General features: G+C 70.5%; 13 protein-coding genes. 6 read left to right on the forward strand and 7 right to left on the reverse strand.

What is annotated here, in order from left to right:
* Positions 1 to 68: 68 nt before the first annotated feature.
* Together ABZU52_RS18190 and ABZU52_RS18195 are read right to left on the reverse strand one after the other, a co-directional pair.
* A complete protein-coding gene (locus ABZU52_RS18190; RefSeq protein WP_354972174.1) occupies positions 69 to 3,173 on the reverse strand; it encodes a M14 family zinc carboxypeptidase in 3,105 nt (1,034 codons plus the stop codon).
* A gap of 198 nt (positions 3,174 to 3,371) precedes the next feature.
* Entirely contained in the window at positions 3,372 to 5,249 is a 1,878-nt protein-coding gene (locus ABZU52_RS18195; RefSeq protein ID WP_354972175.1) for a nucleoside-diphosphate sugar epimerase/dehydratase, read from the reverse strand.
* Between the two features lie 293 nt (positions 5,250 to 5,542).
* On the opposite strand from ABZU52_RS18195, the gene ABZU52_RS18200 reads away from it, so the two are divergent.
* Together ABZU52_RS18200 and ABZU52_RS18205 are read left to right on the forward strand one after the other, a co-directional pair.
* A complete protein-coding gene (locus tag ABZU52_RS18200; protein WP_354972176.1) occupies positions 5,543 to 6,805 on the forward strand; it encodes a hypothetical protein in 1,263 nt (420 codons plus the stop codon).
* The gene (locus tag ABZU52_RS18205) at positions 6,802 to 8,091 is read left to right on the forward strand and encodes a hypothetical protein (protein ID WP_354972177.1); all 1,290 of its coding nucleotides are present in this window, start codon (positions 6,802 to 6,804) and stop codon (positions 8,089 to 8,091) included. The genes ABZU52_RS18200 and ABZU52_RS18205 overlap by 4 nt, the downstream gene beginning before the upstream one ends.
* A 60-nt stretch (positions 8,092 to 8,151) precedes the next feature.
* On the opposite strand, the gene ABZU52_RS18210 is transcribed toward ABZU52_RS18205, so the two are convergent.
* Genes ABZU52_RS18210 through gmd form a run of 3 tightly spaced genes read right to left on the reverse strand, consistent with a single transcriptional unit; the run spans position 8,152 to position 11,503 of the window.
* Complete coding sequence (locus ABZU52_RS18210) at positions 8,152 to 9,276, reverse strand: DegT/DnrJ/EryC1/StrS family aminotransferase (RefSeq protein ID WP_354972178.1); 1,125 nt, start codon at positions 9,274 to 9,276, stop codon at positions 8,152 to 8,154.
* A complete protein-coding gene (locus ABZU52_RS18215; protein ID WP_354972179.1) occupies positions 9,273 to 10,493 on the reverse strand; it encodes a glycosyltransferase in 1,221 nt (406 codons plus the stop codon). Before ABZU52_RS18215 ends, ABZU52_RS18210 begins: the two co-directional genes overlap by 4 nt.
* The gene (gene gmd, locus ABZU52_RS18220; protein ID WP_354972180.1) at positions 10,490 to 11,503 is read right to left on the reverse strand and encodes a GDP-mannose 4,6-dehydratase; all 1,014 of its coding nucleotides are present in this window, start codon (positions 11,501 to 11,503) and stop codon (positions 10,490 to 10,492) included. The genes ABZU52_RS18215 and gmd overlap by 4 nt, the downstream gene beginning before the upstream one ends.
* A 188-nt stretch (positions 11,504 to 11,691) precedes the next feature.
* On the opposite strand from gmd, the gene ABZU52_RS18225 reads away from it, so the two are divergent.
* Entirely contained in the window at positions 11,692 to 13,008 is a 1,317-nt protein-coding gene (locus ABZU52_RS18225; protein ID WP_354972181.1) for a glycosyltransferase family 4 protein, read from the forward strand.
* A complete protein-coding gene (wecB, locus tag ABZU52_RS18230) occupies positions 13,005 to 14,129 on the forward strand; it encodes a UDP-N-acetylglucosamine 2-epimerase (non-hydrolyzing) (protein WP_354972182.1) in 1,125 nt (374 codons plus the stop codon). Before ABZU52_RS18225 ends, wecB begins: the two co-directional genes overlap by 4 nt.
* Here the strand turns inward: wecB and ABZU52_RS18235 are convergent.
* Positions 14,058 to 14,771 carry an acetyltransferase gene (locus tag ABZU52_RS18235; protein ID WP_354972201.1) on the reverse strand — a complete coding sequence of 238 codons (714 nt, stop codon included), beginning with the start codon at positions 14,769 to 14,771 and terminating at the stop codon, positions 14,058 to 14,060. The genes wecB and ABZU52_RS18235 overlap by 72 nt on opposite strands.
* A gap of 363 nt (positions 14,772 to 15,134) precedes the next feature.
* Between ABZU52_RS18235 and ABZU52_RS18240 the strand changes: the two genes are divergently transcribed.
* Together ABZU52_RS18240 and ABZU52_RS18245 are read left to right on the forward strand one after the other, a co-directional pair.
* Positions 15,135 to 16,268: a glycosyltransferase family 4 protein gene (locus ABZU52_RS18240; RefSeq protein WP_354972183.1), complete on the forward strand. Its 1,134-nt coding sequence runs from the start codon at positions 15,135 to 15,137 to the stop codon at positions 16,266 to 16,268.
* A 160-nt stretch (positions 16,269 to 16,428) separates the two neighbouring features.
* Entirely contained in the window at positions 16,429 to 16,947 is a 519-nt protein-coding gene (locus ABZU52_RS18245; protein ID WP_354972184.1) for an acyltransferase, read from the forward strand.
* A gap of 82 nt (positions 16,948 to 17,029) precedes the next feature.
* Here the strand turns inward: ABZU52_RS18245 and ABZU52_RS18250 are convergent, their stop codons facing one another.
* Positions 17,030 to 18,496 carry a hypothetical protein gene (locus ABZU52_RS18250; RefSeq protein ID WP_354972185.1) on the reverse strand — a complete coding sequence of 489 codons (1,467 nt, stop codon included), beginning with the start codon at positions 18,494 to 18,496 and terminating at the stop codon, positions 17,030 to 17,032.
* Position 18,497 lies beyond the last annotated feature (1 nt).

Below are 18,497 nucleotides of genomic sequence, written 5' to 3' on the forward strand. Positions count from 1 at the left end.
GGGGGCGAACCCGGCGTACGCCGATGGTGCGCCGGCGGCCCGCGGACCGCCGGCGCACCGCACCGCCGTTAGGGGCGGGGTTGACCGGTGAGGTGGGTCAACGAGCGGGCGACCAGGTCATCGCGGGCCGCCGGAGAGAGGCCCTCCAACCCGAAGCCCAGGTACACCGTGTCCCCGGTGACCACCACCGAGCCCTCCTCGAACGCCTGCTGGCTGCGCGACCAGTCGTTGGCGTTGCCACCGGACCCGGCCGGTGGCCCGGCCACCGTCCAGCCGCCCAGGTCGGCGGACTCGAACGAGGTCTCCGTCACCGTCGACCCGTCGACCACCACCCGGGCGTCGTCCAGGAAGACGCCGAGGCCCTGAGCGCCCCAGTCCGAGGCGTACGTGATCGACACCTCGACCTGCTTGCCGGCGTAGGCGGTCAGGTCGACCACGAACTCCTTCCAGCCTCCCGAGGACCCGGTCGCCGCGTTCCAGCTTCCGGTGCTACCGGCGGGGGAGCAGCCAGCGCCCTGGTAGTGGGCGATGAACGGGTGCAACACCTCCCAACCCGACGCGCAGCTCTCCCCGGTGACAGTGCTGGTCTTGCCGTTGACGTCCGGCAGGGTCGTCCAGTCGTCGGTGCCCACCTCGTGCGCCTCGACGAAGAGGAAGTCCCAGTCCTGCTCGATCTCGTACGAGGTGAAGAAGCGCAGCTCTCCGCTTGTCGCCCCGGTGAGGTCGACCGTGCGGGTGAGCCGCTTGTACGACTCGTCGGCCTGCCCGCTGTGCAGGTACCACTCACCCGTACGCGGGTCGAACGGCGCGCCACCCGGTCGGGTCCAGCCCGCCGGCGCGGAGCTGGCGAACTGCGGGAACTCGTCCGGCGGCAGGAAACTCGACGTGGTCAGGAACGACGCGGTGTGCCCCTGGTTCTGCGCCGAACCGGCAGCGTTGAGCTGCCCGCCGAAACCGGTGAACGCGCCGTCCTCTCCGGCGACCGGGAACGGCTCTCCCTCCGGCGAGGTGCCGCCGTCACTGACGTAGGTGTGCGCCCCCAACCAGTACTGCTGGAAGTCGTTCAGCAGCGGCAGACAGGTGAGGTCGCCGGCGTTCGTGCACTCCGGCGGCGCGTCCGGGTGGTAGACGTACGAACCGTTGGCACCCTGGGCGAACAACGCGTACTGGCCGCTGACCAGGAGTTTGCCACCCTCGTTCAGGTAGTCCCGGACGGCCAGTTCGGTGTCCAGCGCGGCCTTGGCCGTGGTTCCGGCAACCTGGCCGGGGGAGCGCATGATCACGTCGTCGCCGGTCTCCCACACCACTGCCTTGTAGTGCGACAGCACCCCGAGCGGGTGCGGCGCCTTGCGGCCCATCGCGTCGAAGTCGTACACGTCGCTGCTGCGCCCGGCGGCGCTCAACGATGCCGCGACCTCGTCGGCGTACTTCGCAGAGGTGCCGGTCTGCACCGGGCTGAGACCTGTGACGTCCTCAGCGGCGAGGATCAGCACGTCACCGCCGAGGTCGGTGTGCACCCGGTAGGTGAAGTGTTCGCTGGCGACCACCCCGGATCGGGGTTTGTTGCCGGTGAACCAGACCTCCACCCGGTCTCCCGGCTTCGTGCCACCGACCGTCCCGCGTAGCTCCGCGTAGTAGTCGTCGTGCGTGCCGCCGTACCGCTCACCGCCGCGCCACTCGCGGACCGCGACGGTCTTCGGCCGTCCGCCGTTGACTGTGTAGTGCATCTTCACATTCTTCAATGCCCGCCGGGTGATGGCGGCGACCTGCTGGGTGCGCCCGTACGAGGTGTCGAAGGCGTCCACCACGAAGTCCGGGGTGCTCCGGCCGACCACCGACACCGGCTCGTCCGGGTCTGCCGCCGACTTGGCCACGGCCAGCGCGAACGGCAGGTTCTTGCTCACCTCACCGGCGATCAACGTCTCGTCGTCGGGGAAGATGAAGCCACTGACGCAGTCCTCCGGGCGCCACTCGTCGTCCGGGTCGACCGCCGAGGCGGCCTCGCACGTGGACATCTCCGGGGTGAAGCCCAGCGTGCCGTACCGGACGGTGGCGTGGCTGTCGGTGTCACCGTTGGTCGTGTACAGCTCGGCGGAGATGTCCGGGTCGTAGCCGGGCACCGCCGGGTGCGCGTCGTCACCGGCCATCGCCTTGTAGATCTCGTCGTCCGGGGTGGGAGTGCTCACCTGCCAGCCGACGCCGTAGAGCAGCAGCTCGGCCGCCGAGTGGTAGTTGACGAAGAACTCGAACCCGACCCGCTTGAAGAGCCGGTCCAGGGCCTTGGTCTCCGGCTCCGAGTTGGGCCCCGGGCCGCGGTAGGTCTCGCTGTTCGGCTCCGGTGACGAGCCCTCGTTGTCGTACCCCCACTTGTAGGCGAAGTTGCGGTTGAGGTCCACGCCGTCGCCGGAGGTGATCTGTCCGTCGCCGTTGTTGTCGCGCAGGTTCTTGCGCCACAGCCGGTTGCCCGAGGTGAAGGTGAAGTCGTAACCGTCCGGGTTGGCCACCGGCAGAAACCACAGCTCGGTCGTGTCCAGAAGTTTCGTGATCTCCTGGTCGGTGCCGTAGCTGTCCAGCACGTGGTGCATCAACCGGCGGGTCATCTCCGGCGTGATCCACTCGCGGGCGTGCTGCGCGCCGGCGTAGAGCACGGCGGGCCGCTTCCCGTCCGCGACGGTCCGCGCGTTCTTGGTGACCTTCACGGCCAGGATCGGTTGACCCTGCTGGGTACGACCGATCGTCTCCACCTTGGTCAACTTGGGATAACGGGCCGCGGTGGCGTTCAGCTCGTCGCGCAGACCGCCCGGCTCCCCATAGGGCCGGAACGCCGTCCAGCCCGCCGCCGCCTGCTCCCGCAGCGCCTGCGACGCGTCCTTGCCGCGCACCTTCTTCACCGACAACGGGACGCCCTGGTCGGTCAGCCGCTTCGCCTGCCGACGGCTGAGCACCGTCTCGACTGTCGTCTTGCCGGTCGAGTCCGTCTTCGCGTCGTGGCCGAGGTCGACCCCTGCCGCGCGTAGCTGGTCCCGCTGTTTCGCGTCGACCGTGCCGACGTACACCTCCAGGCCGTCACGGGAGCCCGGTTCGGACGGTGGCTTCGCGCTTGCCGGCGGGGTTAACGCCAGTGCGCCGAGCAGGGTGACCACGCTGGCGATCGCCAGTCGTCTCGGTCTCATCGCGCCTCCTTGTGTGAAGGACCTGTAGGCGCGAGCTTTCGGTGTGTACTGATCGCTGTCAATCGGACGATGGGCGGGTCGTTGCTACCCGTGTCGATGCCGGAGCCCAGCTGTGACAGGTGGCGGGTCGTGTGGGGAGGCTCCGTCAGCTCACGCCGGGGCCGACGCCGGGAGTGCGTCGGCCCCGTTCCAGCGAGGTCAGCGTGCCAGCGGAATGCTCCCGCGCCGTTGGGCAAGCTGGCCGTTCAGGATGCCGCAGAGCCGGGCGAGCTGATCGACGACCTTGGCAGGTTCGGCGAACGGATCCAGTCCACTGACCTCAAGGGGGTCCAGGACGGGAACTGTCACGTGTGAGATCAGCGGGTGCAGCGGGCGGTGGTCGGCCTCTCCCTGACCGAGCAGGTCCTCGTGCAGCTTCTCTCCGGGGCGTAGCCCGGTGTAGACGATCGGGACCGGGCTGGCCGCCCGCTCGACCATGCGGCGGGCCAGGTCGTCGATCCGGACCGGCTCGCCCATGTCGAGCACCAGCGCCTCCCCGTCGCGGCCGATGGCGGCCGCCTGGAGGACCAGGTGCACCGCCTCCTGCACCGTCATCAGGTACCGCGTCACGTTGGGGTCGGTGACGGTCAGCGGCTGCCTCGCCTCGATCTGCCGCTGGAAGGCGGTCACCACCGAGCCCCGGCTACTCAGGACGTTGCCGAAGCGGACGCTGAGGAAGGTGCCCGGGTAGGTCGCGGCCGCGTGGGCGGTCAGCATCTCGGTGATTCGCTTGGAGTAGCCGAGCACGCTGATCGGGTCGGCGGCCTTGTCGGTGGAGATGTTGACGAAGCGGGAGACGTCCCGGCAGGCGTCCAGGACGGTGAGGGTTCCCCAGACGTTGGTCTTGACCGCCTCGCCCGGGTGACGTTCCAGCAGGGGCAGATGCTTCAGGGCTGCGGCATGGAAGACGATCTCGGGGCGGCGTTCCCGCATGATGCGCCGGATACCCTCGCCGTCGCGCAGGTCGGCGAGGATGAGTTCGGGGCCGTCCAACAGCGCGCGCCCGGTGAGCGACATCTGGAGGCTGTGCAGTGCCGACTCGTCCCGGTCCAGCATCATCAACTCACCGGGGTTGGCGCGCATGATCTGCCGGCACAGCTCCGAGCCGATCGAGCCCCCGGCGCCGGTGACCAGAACGCGTCGACCGGTGAGCCCGTTGTCGTCCAGGGTCAGGTCACCGACCACCTGACGTCGGCCGAGCAGGTCGCTGATCTGGACGTCGCGTACGTCGCTGACCGTGATCCGGTGGTCCACCAGCTCCCGGACCGGCGGAAGGATCTTGAACGCGGCGCCGGTGCGCAGGGTCGCCTCCCGCACCTCACGGATCAGCGTGGCGTCGGCGTTGGCCACCGCGAAGATCACGGTGGTGGCGCCGGTGCGGCGGATCACGTCGACGAGGTGCTGCCGGCCGCCCAGCACCGGGACGCCGGCGATGCGCAGGTCGTGCTTGCCCGGGTCGTCGTCGAGAGCGCCGACGGGCAGGTAGCGGCCCTTCGGGTCGCTGAGCATCGCGCGTACCAGCCCCTGTCCGGCCTCGCCGAGACCGAAGAGCAGCACCGGGGTCGCCGAGCGGGCGTCCGGTCGCATCGCACGGTCTCGCCGGTGGCGGTGCAGGAGACGGCAGCTGAGCATCAGCAGCAGCGCCAGCGCACCACCGATCACGGGGGTGCTGGCCGGAACCGGGCGCTCGCCCAGCGCGAGAAGGGCGACCAGGACGATTGCCGCCGTGGTGGCGGTGGTGCCGGCGAGGCCACGAACCTCCTCGACGGTGCCGAGCGGCTGGCGACCGGAACGAATGCGACGCAGTGCGCTGACGCCGACATGTAGCGCAGCGGCCCCGCCACCGAGCAGCACCGCGTTGACCGCCTGGTCGATGGTGAGAGCCAACTCGTACCTCGCCCAGCCCGCGACCGTGAACCCGCCGACCCAGCCGAGAGCGTCGGCGGCGAGGAAGATGGCGGTCCCCCGACGACTCACACTGGCCCGGCGGGTGGCTGTTGATGTCGTTGCCTCAACCCGTTGTATCTCCGGCGGCATCTACGACTCCCTGTCCTGTCCGTGGCCTGCGATGACCCAGGGCAGGTCAGGGGGCCACACACGTCCCCTAACTGTTTAGCGGAATTTGCGATGCCGAATCCGGTTTTCGCATTTCTAGGACCGGTTGTCTGATTCGAGGTCGGAAACGACCACGGACGTAAGGGCGTTTCGCCCGGCCGCTTGGTTCGTTGGGTCAAGAGCGACCAACCACATCCCAAAGGGGGCCCGCGCACATGACCTGGCCCGGGGCTGCCCTCGACCCCGGCGGAGCGACCGGTGGGACCGAGGCGTGGATGGATCCGCCAACCGCGGACAGGGCGTCGGGTGCTCACCGGGATCTCGTCGGTCGGATGCTCCGCTGCTACCCGGTAACCGTCGTCGTGCTCGCCCCGTACGCGCTGATCATCCTGCCGATGGCGGTCTTCTACCGGAATCCGGAGACCGGCTTCATCGCCTCGCTGGTCGGGCTCGCGTTGCTCGGCAGCGTCTCCGTGGAGACGATCGGCCTGCTGTTAGGACGTTCCGACCCGCGCTGGCGAGAGGGCTTCCGGCGCGCCCACGCCCGATATCCGTGGATCTACCCGATCGCCGTCGTGGTCACGCTGATCAGCATCATCGCGAAACTGCTCGCTGCCTACCTCGGCCGGGGGACGATCGAGAACCAGATCTCCGGTGACCTGTCCGACGGGCCGCTCGCGATGGTGAGCACGCTCTTCTCGGGTTGGACAGCCCTGGGCTTCGCATTGCTGGTGGCCAGTCACCTCAGCGGTCGACTGTCGCGGGCGAAGCTGTACGGCTGGCTGGCGGTTCTCGTCGGCGCGGAGTTCTACGTCGCCATGCTGACGGCTGTCACCGCGCCGGTGGTCGCGCTGGTGTTCTTCATGGCCGCCACCGGAGCGCTCTGTGGCGTCTTTCGGCTGCGTTACCTGGTGTTCTGCGCGCTGGCGCTTCTGTTCGCATGGCCGGCCGTGTTCGAGCAGCGCAACGCCATCCGGGAGGAGCGCGGCGTCCGGGTGGATGCCCAGGTCACCGCCACGGACCGACTGCGGCTGGACAATCAGCTCAGTGCGGTGACGGGCTTCGAGGTCCCGGTCGACCTGGGCCAGCCCGGGGTCACCGAATACCTGCGGTACGGGCTGGTGCCCCGGGTGCTGGATCCGGACCGGCCGGCGCTCTCCACCGGGCAGCGGATCAACCAGTACATCGGCGGCAACTCGACGTCGGCCTACACCTTCCTGCTGCTGGGCAACATCTGGTTCTTCGACGGCGCGATCGGCGTGGTCGCCGTGCACGCCTTCTGGGCCGCGTTGGCGGCGGTGCTGCTGCGCTGGCGGGGGCCGCCCGGCCCGGTCCGGCTGAGCCTCTTCTGCCTGGTGCTCTTCGACCCGCTGCTCTGGTCCAACACCTACCCGGACTCCACCATCAGTTTCCTGCAGCACGTGGTCGCGGCGCTGCCGGTCTTCGTTCTGCTGGGGCTCAGCCGCCGCTCCCTGCACGGGGCCCGCAAAAGCTCGGACATCGGCCGGTCGCCCACCGCCCCGCAGGCGGTCCGGTGACCGTACGGGCGGGCCGGCACGCGGTCGGCCGGCACGCGGTCGGGCGGCACGCGGTCGGCCGGACCGGCGCCCCGGACGGTCCACGCACCGGTCGCCGTGCTCTGCTCGCGCTGGTCGTCGGCGGGCTCTCCAGCGGCGGCAACCTGCTGCTGGCGATCACCGTGACCCGACTGGAGTCGGTCAGCGGGCTGGGCCAGTTCGCCCTGGCCTTCTCGTTCTACATCGTCGGCTCCGGCTTGGTGCGGAGCACGGTGACCGACACCGTGCTGACCACCGGGATCGGGGTCGTCGGCTCCGCCGCCCGGCGGGCGATCCTGCTCGGCATCGTCGGTGGCGCGTTGGTCGGCGCGGCCGGCGCGGCGTACGGCTCGCCCTATCTGCTCTTCGCGGGCCTCGCCCTGCCCGGGTTGGTCCTCTACGACTACACCAAGGCGGTCGCGGTCGGCATCGGCGCGCCATCGGCGGCGTTGGCCCAGGAGATCGCCTGGGCGGCGCTCACCGGGTGTGCCGTGCTGGCCGGCCTGCTCCGGGTGATCGACGTGCCGTACGTCTTCGCCCTGTGGGCCTTCGGCGGCGGCCTGATCGGCGTGGTCGTCGCGGCCCGGTGCCGGTACGCGCTGATGCCCGGCTGGCGGGTCGGGCGAGCCGAGACCCGCGTCGCGGCGGGGTTCGGTGCGCAGTTCCTGCTGACCACCGGGTCGGCGCAGTTGGCGCTGACCGCGGTGGCGCTCTTCGCCGGAACCGCTGTGGTCGGCGCGTTGAGTGCCGGGCGGACGCTGCTGGGGCCGGTGAACCTGGTGCTGTCGACGGCAGCCACGCTGATCCTGCCGCAGCTGGCCCGCACCCGGGCCGCGTCCGACGCGGTGCGGACGCGGGCGGCGGTCCGGCTCGCCCTGCTCGTGGCCGCCGCCGTGCTGCCGTTGACCATCGCGGTCGCGCTGCTACCGGACGCGGTCGGAAGGGAACTGCTCGGCGCCAACTGGACCGTCGCCCGGAGCCTGCTGGTCCTGCTCGCGCTGGAGAGCCTGCTCACCGTGCCGGCCACCATCGGCTTCGCCGGGCTGCGGGTCGAGCAGGCGAGCCGGCGGGCGATCGTGCTCGGCGTCCTGCTCGGCGGGCTCCGCGTTCCGGTGGTCGTCGCCGGGGCGGTCCTGTTCGGTGCACCCGGAGCGGCCGGCGCGCTGGTGGTGCTGGCGCTGGCCAGCGCGGTCGCCTGGGGCGGCAGCTATCTCCTGTTGCTGCGGGACCGCGCGGCGGCCCCTGCACCAGTGGTCCAGCCGGCCTGACCCCGGACTCGCGGCCGACCTCGGCCCGCGCCGACCGGATCGGCGCGGGCCGGCGGCGGGTCAGGCGATGGTCGCCAGGGCGGCGCGGACGCGCTCCACCACGGCCTTGACCGCCGGTTCGGCCAGCTCGGCGTAGGTGGGCAGATTGATGCCGCGCCGACTCAGGTCCTCGGTCACCGGACAGTCCGCGCCCGGATCACGATGCGCGGGTAGGTCCGGGATCGGCACGAAGAACGGGCGGGTCTCCACGCCGAGCCGGGCCAGCGCCCGGGCCAGCGCGTCCCGGGACGTCGCGTCCCCCTCGGCCCCGACCAGGAAGGCCGCCATCCACGGCGCCCGGCGAACTCCGGAAGCCACCGGCTGCGCCGACAGCGCCGGCTCGTCGGCCAACTGCTCCTCATAACCGGCGATCACCTGGTCCCGGCGGGCGATGATCTCGTCCGCCCGGTCCAGTTGGGCACAGAGCACCGCGGCGCACAGGTTCGTCATCCGGTAGTTGTAACCCAGCACCGGGAAGTAGTACCGCCGCTGCGGGTCCATGCCCTGGTTGCGCAGCAGGCGCATCCGATCGGCCAGAGCAGCGTCGGAGGTGGTCACGCAGCCGCCCTCGCCGGAGGTGAGCACCTTGTTGCCGAAGAACGAGAAGGTGGTGACGTCGGCGAGCGAGCCGGTGGGTCGCCCGTCCAGGGTGGCGCCGAACGACTCCGCCGCGTCGGCGACCAGGAGCAGACCGTGCCGCTCGCAGAGGTGCCGCAGGGCGGTGTAGTCGGCCGGGTGCCCGTACAGGTCAACGGCGATGACCGCCCGGGTACGCGGACCGATCGCGGCGCGTACCGCTGCCGGGTCGACACACCAGCTCTCCGGCAGGACGTCCACACAGACGGCCCGGGCGCCGCAGTACGCGACGGCGTTGGCCGTCGCCACGTAGGTCAGCGCAGGGACGATCACCTCGTCCCCCGGCCCGATGCCGGCCGCCGCGAGGACCAGGTGCAGCGCGACCGTGCCGTTGCTGGTCGTCAAGGCGGTGTCGGCGGCGCAGCGACGGGCGAAACCTTCCTCGAAGTCCCGCAGGTACGGACCCTGCGAGGAGATCCACCCGCTCCGCAGCGCGTCGACCACGTACCGCTCCTCCAAGGCGGAGAGGCTCGGTCGGGCCACCGGATAGGTGTCGTCCACGACACTCATGATCCATCCCCTCCGCTGCCGACGGCGTCGTTCGCGGCCTCCGCCACGAACGGAGACCGTGGCACCGGACCCGATCCGCCGCGCGCCGCCCAGCCCAGGACGTCCAGGTAGTCGCGGCCGGTGGCCGCCCAGGTGCGCCCGGCCAGCCGATCGTTCGCCCGCCGGGAGGCGGCGGCGTACCGCTCCCGCTCGTCGAGCAGGTGCCGCACCGCGTCGGCGAGGGACTGCGGATCCCGCCCCCGGAAGACCGCCGCCTCGGCGCGGTTGAACTCCAACTGGTCGCGCAGCGGCTCGACGTCGGCGCAGGCGACCGGGAGACCCCAGGTGAACGCCTCCAGTATCGCGCCACTGGCCGCCTCCCAGAGCGAGGGTACGACCACCGCGTCCGCCCGGGCGTAGATGTCGTTCAGCTCGTCCAGGCTGACGAAGCCGGGGAAGGACACCCGGCCGCGCAGGTCGGGTTGCGCCGCGCGGGCGAGCAGTCGGCTCGCCACGGGCTCGACCAGCGGCCCCGGGCAGATCAGCCGGCAGTCCGGCAGCAGCGCCATCGCCTCCAGCAGGGTCATGTGGTTCTTGTGCTCGGCGGTGGACGACGGGTAGACCAGCAGCCCCGGTTCGGGCCGTGCGTGTGCGCGCTCCGGCGCTGGCTGGAACGTCGGAGTCGGGATGAGCACGGTCCGCTCCGCGGCCTCCGGGAAGAGGCGCAGGGCCTCCCGGTACGGATGCGGCCAGGTGACCACGATCGCCGCCGCACGGGCCACGTTCTCCCGGACCACCGCCGCGTACCCGGGAGCGTGGAACTCGGCACCCAGGTGGCGCAGGTCATGCAGGACAACGACCGACCTGCCCGACCTGATCGGAGCGCAGTGGAACGGGAACAGGGCGATGTCGACGTCGGTGTGTCGCACGACGGACCGTTGCCGGACCGCGTTGACGGCCGTGCGAACCGTGCGGGAGTCGCGCATCGCCCGTGGCGTCCACCGCCGTAGCAGTTGGCCGGTGGGGTTGTCCGAGCGGAGCGGCTGCGCCACCTCGGTCCAGGCGATCCGCGCGTCGGGCACCTGATCCCGCCACTGGTCCAGCGTGCCGCGCAGGACGTTCACCCGCAGGTCGCAGGAGTCGTCGGCGGCCATGCCGGTCAACAGGCCGTAGGTGAAGGCTTCGAGCCCCGCGGCGTGACCGGGACGGATGGGCGCGGCCTCGACCGCGACTCTCACCGGTCCACCCGGATCAGTCGACCCATCCGCTCGTCCTCGAGGAGCTGCCGGTCGGCGTCGACCATCACCCGGACCAGGTCGCTGAAGAGCGTCTTCGGTGCCCACCCCAGGGTGCGTCGGGCCTTCGAGTAGTCGCCGACGAGGGCGTCGACCTCCGCCGGGCGGAAGTAGGCGGGGTCCAGTTCCACGTACCGCTGCCAGTCCAACCCGACCCGGTCGAACGCGGCCTCGACGAACTCACGCACGGTGTGGCCCTCGCCGGTGGCGACCACGTAGTCGTCCGGGGTGTCCTGCTGGAGGGCGAGCCACATCGCCTCGACGTACTCCGGTGCGTAGCCCCAGTCCCGAACGGCGTCCAGGTTGCCCAGGTAGAGCTTGTCCTGGATGCCGGCCTCGATCCTGGCCACCGCACGGGTGATCTTGCGGGTCACGAAGTTCTCGCCCCGGCGTGGGCTCTCGTGGTTGAACAGGATGCCGTTGGCGCAGAACATGTTCCAGGATTCGCGGTAGTTCACCGCCGACCAGTAGGCGTACACCTTGGCGCACGCGTACGGGCTGCGCGGGTGGAACGGGGTCTCCTCGCGTTGCGGGGGTGGGGTCGAGCCGAACATCTCCGACGAGGACGCCTGGTAGAACCGGCAGCCGACGTCGGCGGACCGGGCCGCCTCCATCAAGCGCAGCGCTCCGAGCCCGGTGACGTCCGCCGTGTACGCGGGAATGTCGAAGGACACCCGGACGTGACTCTGTGCGCCCAGGTTGTAGATCTCGTGGGGGCGGATGTCCCGGATCAGCGCGGTCAACGAGGCCGGATCGGAGAGGTCGCTGTAGTGGAGGAAGAGGCGGGCGTCGCCGCTGCGCGGATGGACGTCGACGTGGTCGATCCGCTCGGTGTTGAACGAGGACGAGCGCCGTTTGATGCCATGCACCGTGTATCCCTTGTCGAGCAGGAACTCCGACAGGTAACTGCCGTCCTGACCGGTGATGCCGGAGATGAGTGCCACTCGTGACATGAAGTCCCTCTCTTGCTGGCCAATTTTCCCCCGCGATTCCTTATATCGCTCTCGGGGACAGCGCTCCTGAGGTTTCATGTAACCGGCGGAATTTATTCTGCGCGGCGCAGTTCAGAGAATGACTCAGTCACGGAATAGGCCCCCGATCGTTGGACGAATCGATCCTGTGGCACGAGCGAGGAGTGAGGATGGCCGGCGACCCCGCCCCCGCGGCGGACACCCAGGAAAGGCCGGCGACTGTCGACGAGAACAAATTCCACGTCCTTGTCACGGCCGGCTATTTCGCTCCCGGTTGGCGGGCCGGAGGGCCGGTCCGGTCCATTTCCGAAGTGCTCGCCCTCGCCAGTGACGACGTGGAGACGTCCATGTTGACCCGGGACCGCGACCTCGGTTGCCGTGATCCCTATCCGGGCCTCTCCGGTCGCTGGGTTCGGGTCGGCCGGACGAACGTCTTCTATCTCGGCGTACGCCGGCCGGGGCAGTGGCGGGCGCTCTGGCGGTCACTGCGGGCCGACCGTTTCGACCTGCTGTACGTCAACAGCGTCTGGTCGACCTTCTCGATTCTGCCGATGGTCGCGGCCCGGCTCGGTCTGCTGCGGGTGGGCCGCATCCTGGTGGCCCCCCGGGGTGAGTTCGGCGCCGCCGCTCTCCGGGTGCACCGACGTCGTAAGCGGATCTTCCTGGCCGCCTGGCGGTGGATGCTGCTCGACCGTCGGGTGCTGTGGCACGCCACCACACCGGTCGAGGCCAACGACATCCGGCGGGTGCTGCCCCGCGCGCGGATCGGTGTCGTCGCGGTCAGCCGGGGCCCCGAGCCGGAGCAGGCGCCGGTCGAGATGCCCGCGACCCACCCCGCGCGGTTGGTCTTCATCGGGCGGATCTCCCCCATCAAGAACCTCGACCTGGTGCTGGCCGCGCTCGCCTTCGTGCCGGTGCCGGTGCGGCTGGACATCTACGGCCCGGTGGAGGACCAGGCGTACTGGCGACGCTGCCGCGAGCACCTGGCTGACCTGCCCGACTCGGTCGTCGTCAGCTACCGGGGCGAGCTGCCACCCGAGCAGGTCCGCGCCACCTTCTCCCGCTACGACGCGTTCGTGCTGCCGACCCGGGGGGAGAACTACGGCAACGCCATCGCCGAGAGCCTGTCCGCGTGCTGCCCGGTGCTGTGCTCCGACCGGACACCCTGGACGTCGGTGCTGCGCGACGGTGGTGGACTGGTCCTCACCGAGCTGACCGCGGCGGCACTGGGTGCCCTCGTCACACAGGTGGCGACCGCCACCCCGGAGCAGCGGCACGCGGCGCGGGTCGCGGCGGGGGCCGCCTACCGCCGTTGGCGTTCGAGCAGGCAACCGATCAGCGTCCTCGACCAGGCGCGGCGGGTGATCCGCGACCCGGCGTACCTGGTGCCGTCGGGGGCGGACCCCGTGAACCGTGCCCAGCCCCGCCCACCGCGTCCCGCCCAGCGGGCCGAACCCGCACATCTGCCACCAGGAGGCGTCAAGTGACCCGCGTGATGACCGTCGTCGGGACCAGGCCGGAGATCATCCGGCTGGCCCGGGTGATTGACGCGCTCGACCGAACCGTGGACCACACGTTGGTGCACACGGGGCAGAACTGGGATCCTGCCCTCTCCGATGTCTTCTTCAGCGAGCTGGGTGTCCGTGCGCCGGATCTTTTCCTACGGGCCGACACCCAGTCGCTCGGTAACCTCCTCGGCGCCGTCCTGGTTGGTACGGAGAAGGCGATCACCGAGCTGCGCCCGGACGCGCTGCTGGTGCTCGGCGACACCAACAGCGCGATCTCGGCACTGATGGCCCGGCGGATGAACGTGCCGGTGTACCACATGGAGGCCGGCAACCGCTGCTTCGACCTGAACGTGCCGGAGGAGACCAACCGGTGCCTGGTCGACCACATCGCCGACTTCAACCTGGTCTACTCGGAGCACGCCCGGCGCAACCTGCTCGCCGAGGGGCTGCACCCGCGCCGCATCCTGCACACCGGCTCACCCATGCGCGAGGTGCTCGACCACTACCGGCGGAAGATCGAGCGGTCCACCGTGCTGGCCCAACTCGAACTCGAACCCGGCGGCTACTTCGTGGTCAGCGCGCACCGGCAGGAGAACGTCGACCACCCGGACCGGCTCCGTCGGCTGCTGGACTGCCTGCGGGCGGTTCGCGACGAGTGGCGGCTGCCGCTGCTGGTCTCCACGCATCCGCGTACCCGCAAACGGCTGGAGGCGCTCGCGGGCGACGGCCTGCACCTCGACGGCGTGGCCTTCCACGAGCCGTTCGGCTTCTTCGACTACGTGACCCTGCAACGGCATGCCCGGTGCACCCTCTCCGACAGCGGCACCGTCAGCGAGGAGGCCGCGATTCTCGGGTTCCCGGCGGTGACCCTGAGGGAGTCCATCGAGCGTCCCGAGGCACTGGACAGCGGGGCGATCGTGATGACCGGCTTGGAGCCCGACGGGGTCGTCGAGGCCATCCGGGTGGTGGTGGCGCAGGTGGCCGAGGGCTCGGTGACGTGTCCGCTCGACTACCAGGTCCCCGACACGTCACGCCGGGTGGTCGATTTCATCCTGTCGACAGTGCGCCGCCATCACGACTGGGCGGGCATCCGGCGCTGACCGGTCCACCGGCCGGGCCGGCACGCCCGTCACCACCACGCCCGGGGCGACATCGCGGGTCACGCACGCGCCGGCGCCCACTGTGGCGTCCCGGCCAACCGTCAGTTTCGGCAGGATCGCGGCCGTGGTGCCGACCAGGACGCCGTTCTCCAGCCGGCAGTACCCGGAGACCGCGGCGAGCGGATTGACCGAGACGTAGTCGCCGAGCACGCTGTCGTGCCCGACCGTGCAGTTCTGGTTGAGGTGCACGTGCCGTCCCAGCAGCACGTTCGTCGTCACCCGGGCACCACCTGCGGCGAACAACCCCTGCTGGTGGACGCAGTCGGGGCCGATCTCGGCGGCCGGATGCACCACTGTGGCCGCCGGTAGGCCGTACCGGGCGATGGCCTGGTCGGTCTCGCGACGCAACCTCGGATGCCCGACGCCGAGCACCACGTGGGTGCTGGTCGGTTGGGCTGCCAGCCACCGGGTCGAGCCGAGGAAGGCAACGCCGAGGCGGTGCACGGACTCCACGTTGGTCTCGGTGGGGTAGTCGTCGACGAAGCCCAGAACCCGCCAGGGGGGCAGGGCGCCGGTCATTGCGTTCAACAGACGAATTACCCCATATGCCTCACGGCCCATCCCGCCCGCGCCTACAATCACTACGTCGGTCGTCAACCGCGGCTCCCTCGGCTACGGAGAACGCCGGCCGCTCTCCGTCATCTGAACCGGTTACTGGTGCCGATGGTGACGGGTGACTGCCGGCGATGGTGACGGTCGGACGCCCGTGGCCGCGAACGCGCTGGCTCCACCAGTACCGGGCGTCGCCTGCGAGCCGTACCCGGCGCCTCCTCCCGGGTGCCCTCGTCAATCTTCGCGGTCCCAGGTGCCGGTGTCCCGCGCCAACGCCAGGACAGCAGTCTGGAAGGTGAGCCGAAGGTGGACAAGCTGGCACGTGAGCGTCTCCCCGACAGCACCGGGACACCGAGGGGGACGGCGCGATCCGCGACCACGGCGGGGTATCGGGTGCTCGCCACCGCTCGCGTGTTCGAGCCGGGTTTCCGTGGTGGCGGGCCGATCCGCTCGCTGCGGTTCATCCTCGACACCCTGCCGGATGACCTCGACGTCACCCTGGTCACCGGGGACCGGGACCTGTCCTCGTCGACCCCCTACCCGGGCCTGTCCGGGCGGCTGGTGCGGCGCGACGACCGCTGCGCCGTCTTCTACCTCGGCCCGTACGCGCTGCGACACTGGGTCCGGCTGGCGCGGCACATCCGATCCCGCCCGGTCGATCTGATCTACGTCAACAGCCTCTGGTCGCTCTTCTCGGTGCTACCGATTCTGGCGGTGGCGCTGCGCCTGCTGCGCGTACGCGCGATCATGCTGGCCCCGCGCGGCGAACTCTCGCCCGGCGCGCTCGCCATCAAGGCCCGCAAGAAGCGGCTCTTCCTGGCGGTCTGGGCCCCGCTGCTGCGACGGCTCGACGTGCGCTGGCAGGCGTGCAGTGGGCTGGAGGAGGAGCAGATCCGCGCCACCATGCCCTGGGCGCAGATCATGGTGAACGGGAACGAGTGCCCGATCCCGGAGCAGCCCGCGCCCCGGGCCGTCGCCCACGACGGGCCGCTGCGGTTGGTGTTCGTCGGCCGGATCTCCCCCATGAAGAACCTGGTCAGGGCATTGGAGGCGGTCGCCGGCGCCAGCCACCCGCTGGAGTTCGACATCTACGGTCCGCGGGAGGACGAGCAGTACTGGGCGTGCTGCCGACGACTCATCGACGCGATGCCCGATCATGTTCGGGTCCGCTACCTCGGGGAGCTCAAGGCGGACGAGGTGATGGCGACCTTCAGCCGATACGACGCCTTCCTCTTCCCGACGCTCGGCGAGAACTACGGGCACGTCATCCTGGAGAGCCTGGCGTCCGGCTGCCCGGTGGTCTGCTCCGACGCGACCCCGTTCAGCGAACTGATCGCGACCGGCGGGGGAGCGGTGGTCCGGCCGGCGACGGCGGCCGCGCTGAGCGAGACCCTCGACCGGCTGGCCGACCGGTCGGCCGGGGAGCGCGCCGAGGCGAAGGAGACCGCCGGCCGGCGGTACCGGCTCTGGCGTCAGCAGGTCCGGGAACTGAACGTGCTGGAGCACGCCCGCCGGTTCTGCTCCTGACCCGGCTGGCCGCGATCCTGCGGCTGATCCGGCTCGCCGCGACCGCGTCACTCGGGCTGGAACTGCGTCGTTGCAATGGCTGGGCCCGCGTGGGCGGGTCCGTCGTCCGCCACCCCGCCCCGATGAGCGAGGACAGCACGTGCCCAGTCGCGTTCGTACGATGGTCCGACGAGTCCAGGACCACCTGGCCGCCACCCGTGACCCCGAGGCGTTCGCGCGGTCCCTGGGGGTGAACCTGACCGGACGGGTCAGGTTCTACGGCATCAGCCGGGCGATGTTCGGCTCGGAGCCGTGGCTGATCACCATCGGAGACAACGTCTACATCACCTCCGAGGTGCAGTTCGTCACCCACGACGGCGGCACCCTGATCCTGCGCAAGGACCACCCCGACCTGGACTGGACCGCCCCGATCACGATCGGCGACGACGTCTACATCGGGATGCGGTCGATGATCCTGGCCGGGGTCACCATCGGAAACCGGTGCGTCATCGGGGCGGGCTCGATCGTCACGCGCGACATCCCGGACAACACGGTGGCGGCCGGTGTCCCGGCGCGACCGCTGCGGACCACCGACGAGTACCTCGAACGGTTGCAGGCCAGGTCGCTGGGCATCGGGCACCTTCCCGTCTCGGAGAAGCACGCGGCGATGAAGCGGATCTACGGCGTGCCCACCGGTTGAGCCCCGCGACGGGTGCGTCGGAAGTAGCTGCCCCGGGGTCCGGTCGCCTCCGGCAACGGTCCCGTCTGGGCCCCGGGTCCCGTCAGGGATCCGCGCGCCACATTCCGTACCCGGGGGAGACCGGCACGCTGTACGGGATGCCGTTGACGCCGACCCGGGCCGGCACGGTGAGGTTCGTCGGCCCGACCCGGACCAGCAGCCGGCCGTACAGTTGCGGCGCCGCCATCGTGGCGTGGGCGACCGGGTCGACCCGTTCGATCATCACGAAGTCGCGGCCGCCGTCGGAGACGACGATCTCGGTGGCGGTCGCGGGCGGCGCCAGATAGCGGCGGTAGGCGGTGCCGGTCACCGACTCGCCGGCGGCCATGACGCGGCCCCACACCAGCTGCGGATAGTTCTTCTTGAGGCTGGAGCTGATGAACCAACCCTTGGTCGTGGTGTAGCGGACCCGGGTCGCGGGCGCGCCGTCCGCGACCGGCAGCAGTCCGACGGCGATCCCCCACTGCTGGATGCGTCCGCCGCTGACCACCCACTGGGTCATGCTGGTCGCCGGCCACGTCTTGTTGACGAGGGTCGCCGGGGTGAAGTCGGTGAGGGCGGTGAGGTTGTCGATCTTCGCCCAGGTGGACCAGTTCAGGCCGCCGGCCACGCCCACGTTCGGCACGAACTGCCGGCGGCTGCCGCCCGCCACCGGGGTCAGCGCCGAGCACTGGGTGACGCCCGCGTTCAGGGCGAACCGCGACAGGGCGGCGACCGTCTGCGTGACGATCAGACTGCCGCCGGGCGACCAGCGGTAGATGTTCGAGATCCGGCACAGGGACGGGATCCTCGGCATGATCGTGGCGATCGGGGTGCCGACGTTCGCCCGGGCGGTATCGATCATCCCCTGGTAGGTGGGGATGACGTAGGACTCGCGGATCACCAGTTCCAGGCCGGTCGACCGGCCGTCGGGCACCGACCGGCCGTCGAGCGCGACGGTCACCGTGTGGGAGTGGGTGGCCGGGCGGATCTGCACGTCCGGGGTGAGGCTGGTGATCGGCACGGTGGTCCGGTGGGTCGCCCCCGAGACGTGGGTGAGCGGCGCGGCCGGCCGGACCCGGGCGCCCTGGGCGATGCCGTTGACGATCGTGTACGGGTTGCCGAAGAGCAGGCTGTTCGCGTTGGTGATCGCCAACAGGGTGAAGATCCGGGTGCCGTCGCTCCACTGCGAGCCCACGTCGACGGTCGTCTTGCCGTGGTTGGCCACGACGATCTGGGTGCCGACGTTGTAGCCGTGGTTGCCGCCGACGTACGACCAGCCGGTGTTGATCGGGCAGTTGTCGTCCGAGGTGTCGTGGATCTTCGTGCCGACGGCGGACATGACCGGCCACACCTGGGCGTCGGTCGCGGTCGAGGGCACCAGAGTGACCTGGGGGAGACCCGAGTGCCACATGCCGACCATCGCCTCGGCGTACGCGAGGTTGACGGGCATGACCAGGTCACGGGTGCTGTCGAAGCGCGACCGGACGGACATCAGGGCGTTGGACCGGTAGACGATCAACTCGGACATT

Source organism: Micromonospora sp. NPDC005220, from assembly GCF_040607895.1.
In the GTDB taxonomy this organism is placed as follows: domain Bacteria; phylum Actinomycetota; class Actinomycetes; order Mycobacteriales; family Micromonosporaceae; genus Micromonospora.

Excerpts from the sequence above, each read along its gene's own strand:
- ABZU52_RS18195 (WP_354972175.1), bottom strand. The coding sequence starts at position 5,249 with ATGCCGCCGGAGATACAACGGGTTGAGGCAACGACATCAACAGCCACC.
- ABZU52_RS18225 (WP_354972181.1), top strand. The coding sequence starts at position 11,692 with ATGGCCGGCGACCCCGCCCCCGCGGCGGACACCCAGGAAAGGCCGGCG.
- ABZU52_RS18210 (WP_354972178.1), bottom strand. The coding sequence starts at position 9,276 with ATGAGTGTCGTGGACGACACCTATCCGGTGGCCCGACCGAGCCTCTCC.
- gmd (WP_354972180.1), bottom strand. The coding sequence starts at position 11,503 with ATGTCACGAGTGGCACTCATCTCCGGCATCACCGGTCAGGACGGCAGT.
- ABZU52_RS18245 (WP_354972184.1), top strand. The coding sequence starts at position 16,429 with ATGGTCCGACGAGTCCAGGACCACCTGGCCGCCACCCGTGACCCCGAG.
- ABZU52_RS18190 (WP_354972174.1), bottom strand. The coding sequence starts at position 3,173 with ATGAGACCGAGACGACTGGCGATCGCCAGCGTGGTCACCCTGCTCGGC.
- ABZU52_RS18250 (WP_354972185.1), bottom strand. The coding sequence starts at position 18,496 with ATGTCCGAGTTGATCGTCTACCGGTCCAACGCCCTGATGTCCGTCCGG.
- ABZU52_RS18200 (WP_354972176.1), top strand. The coding sequence starts at position 5,543 with ATGGATCCGCCAACCGCGGACAGGGCGTCGGGTGCTCACCGGGATCTC.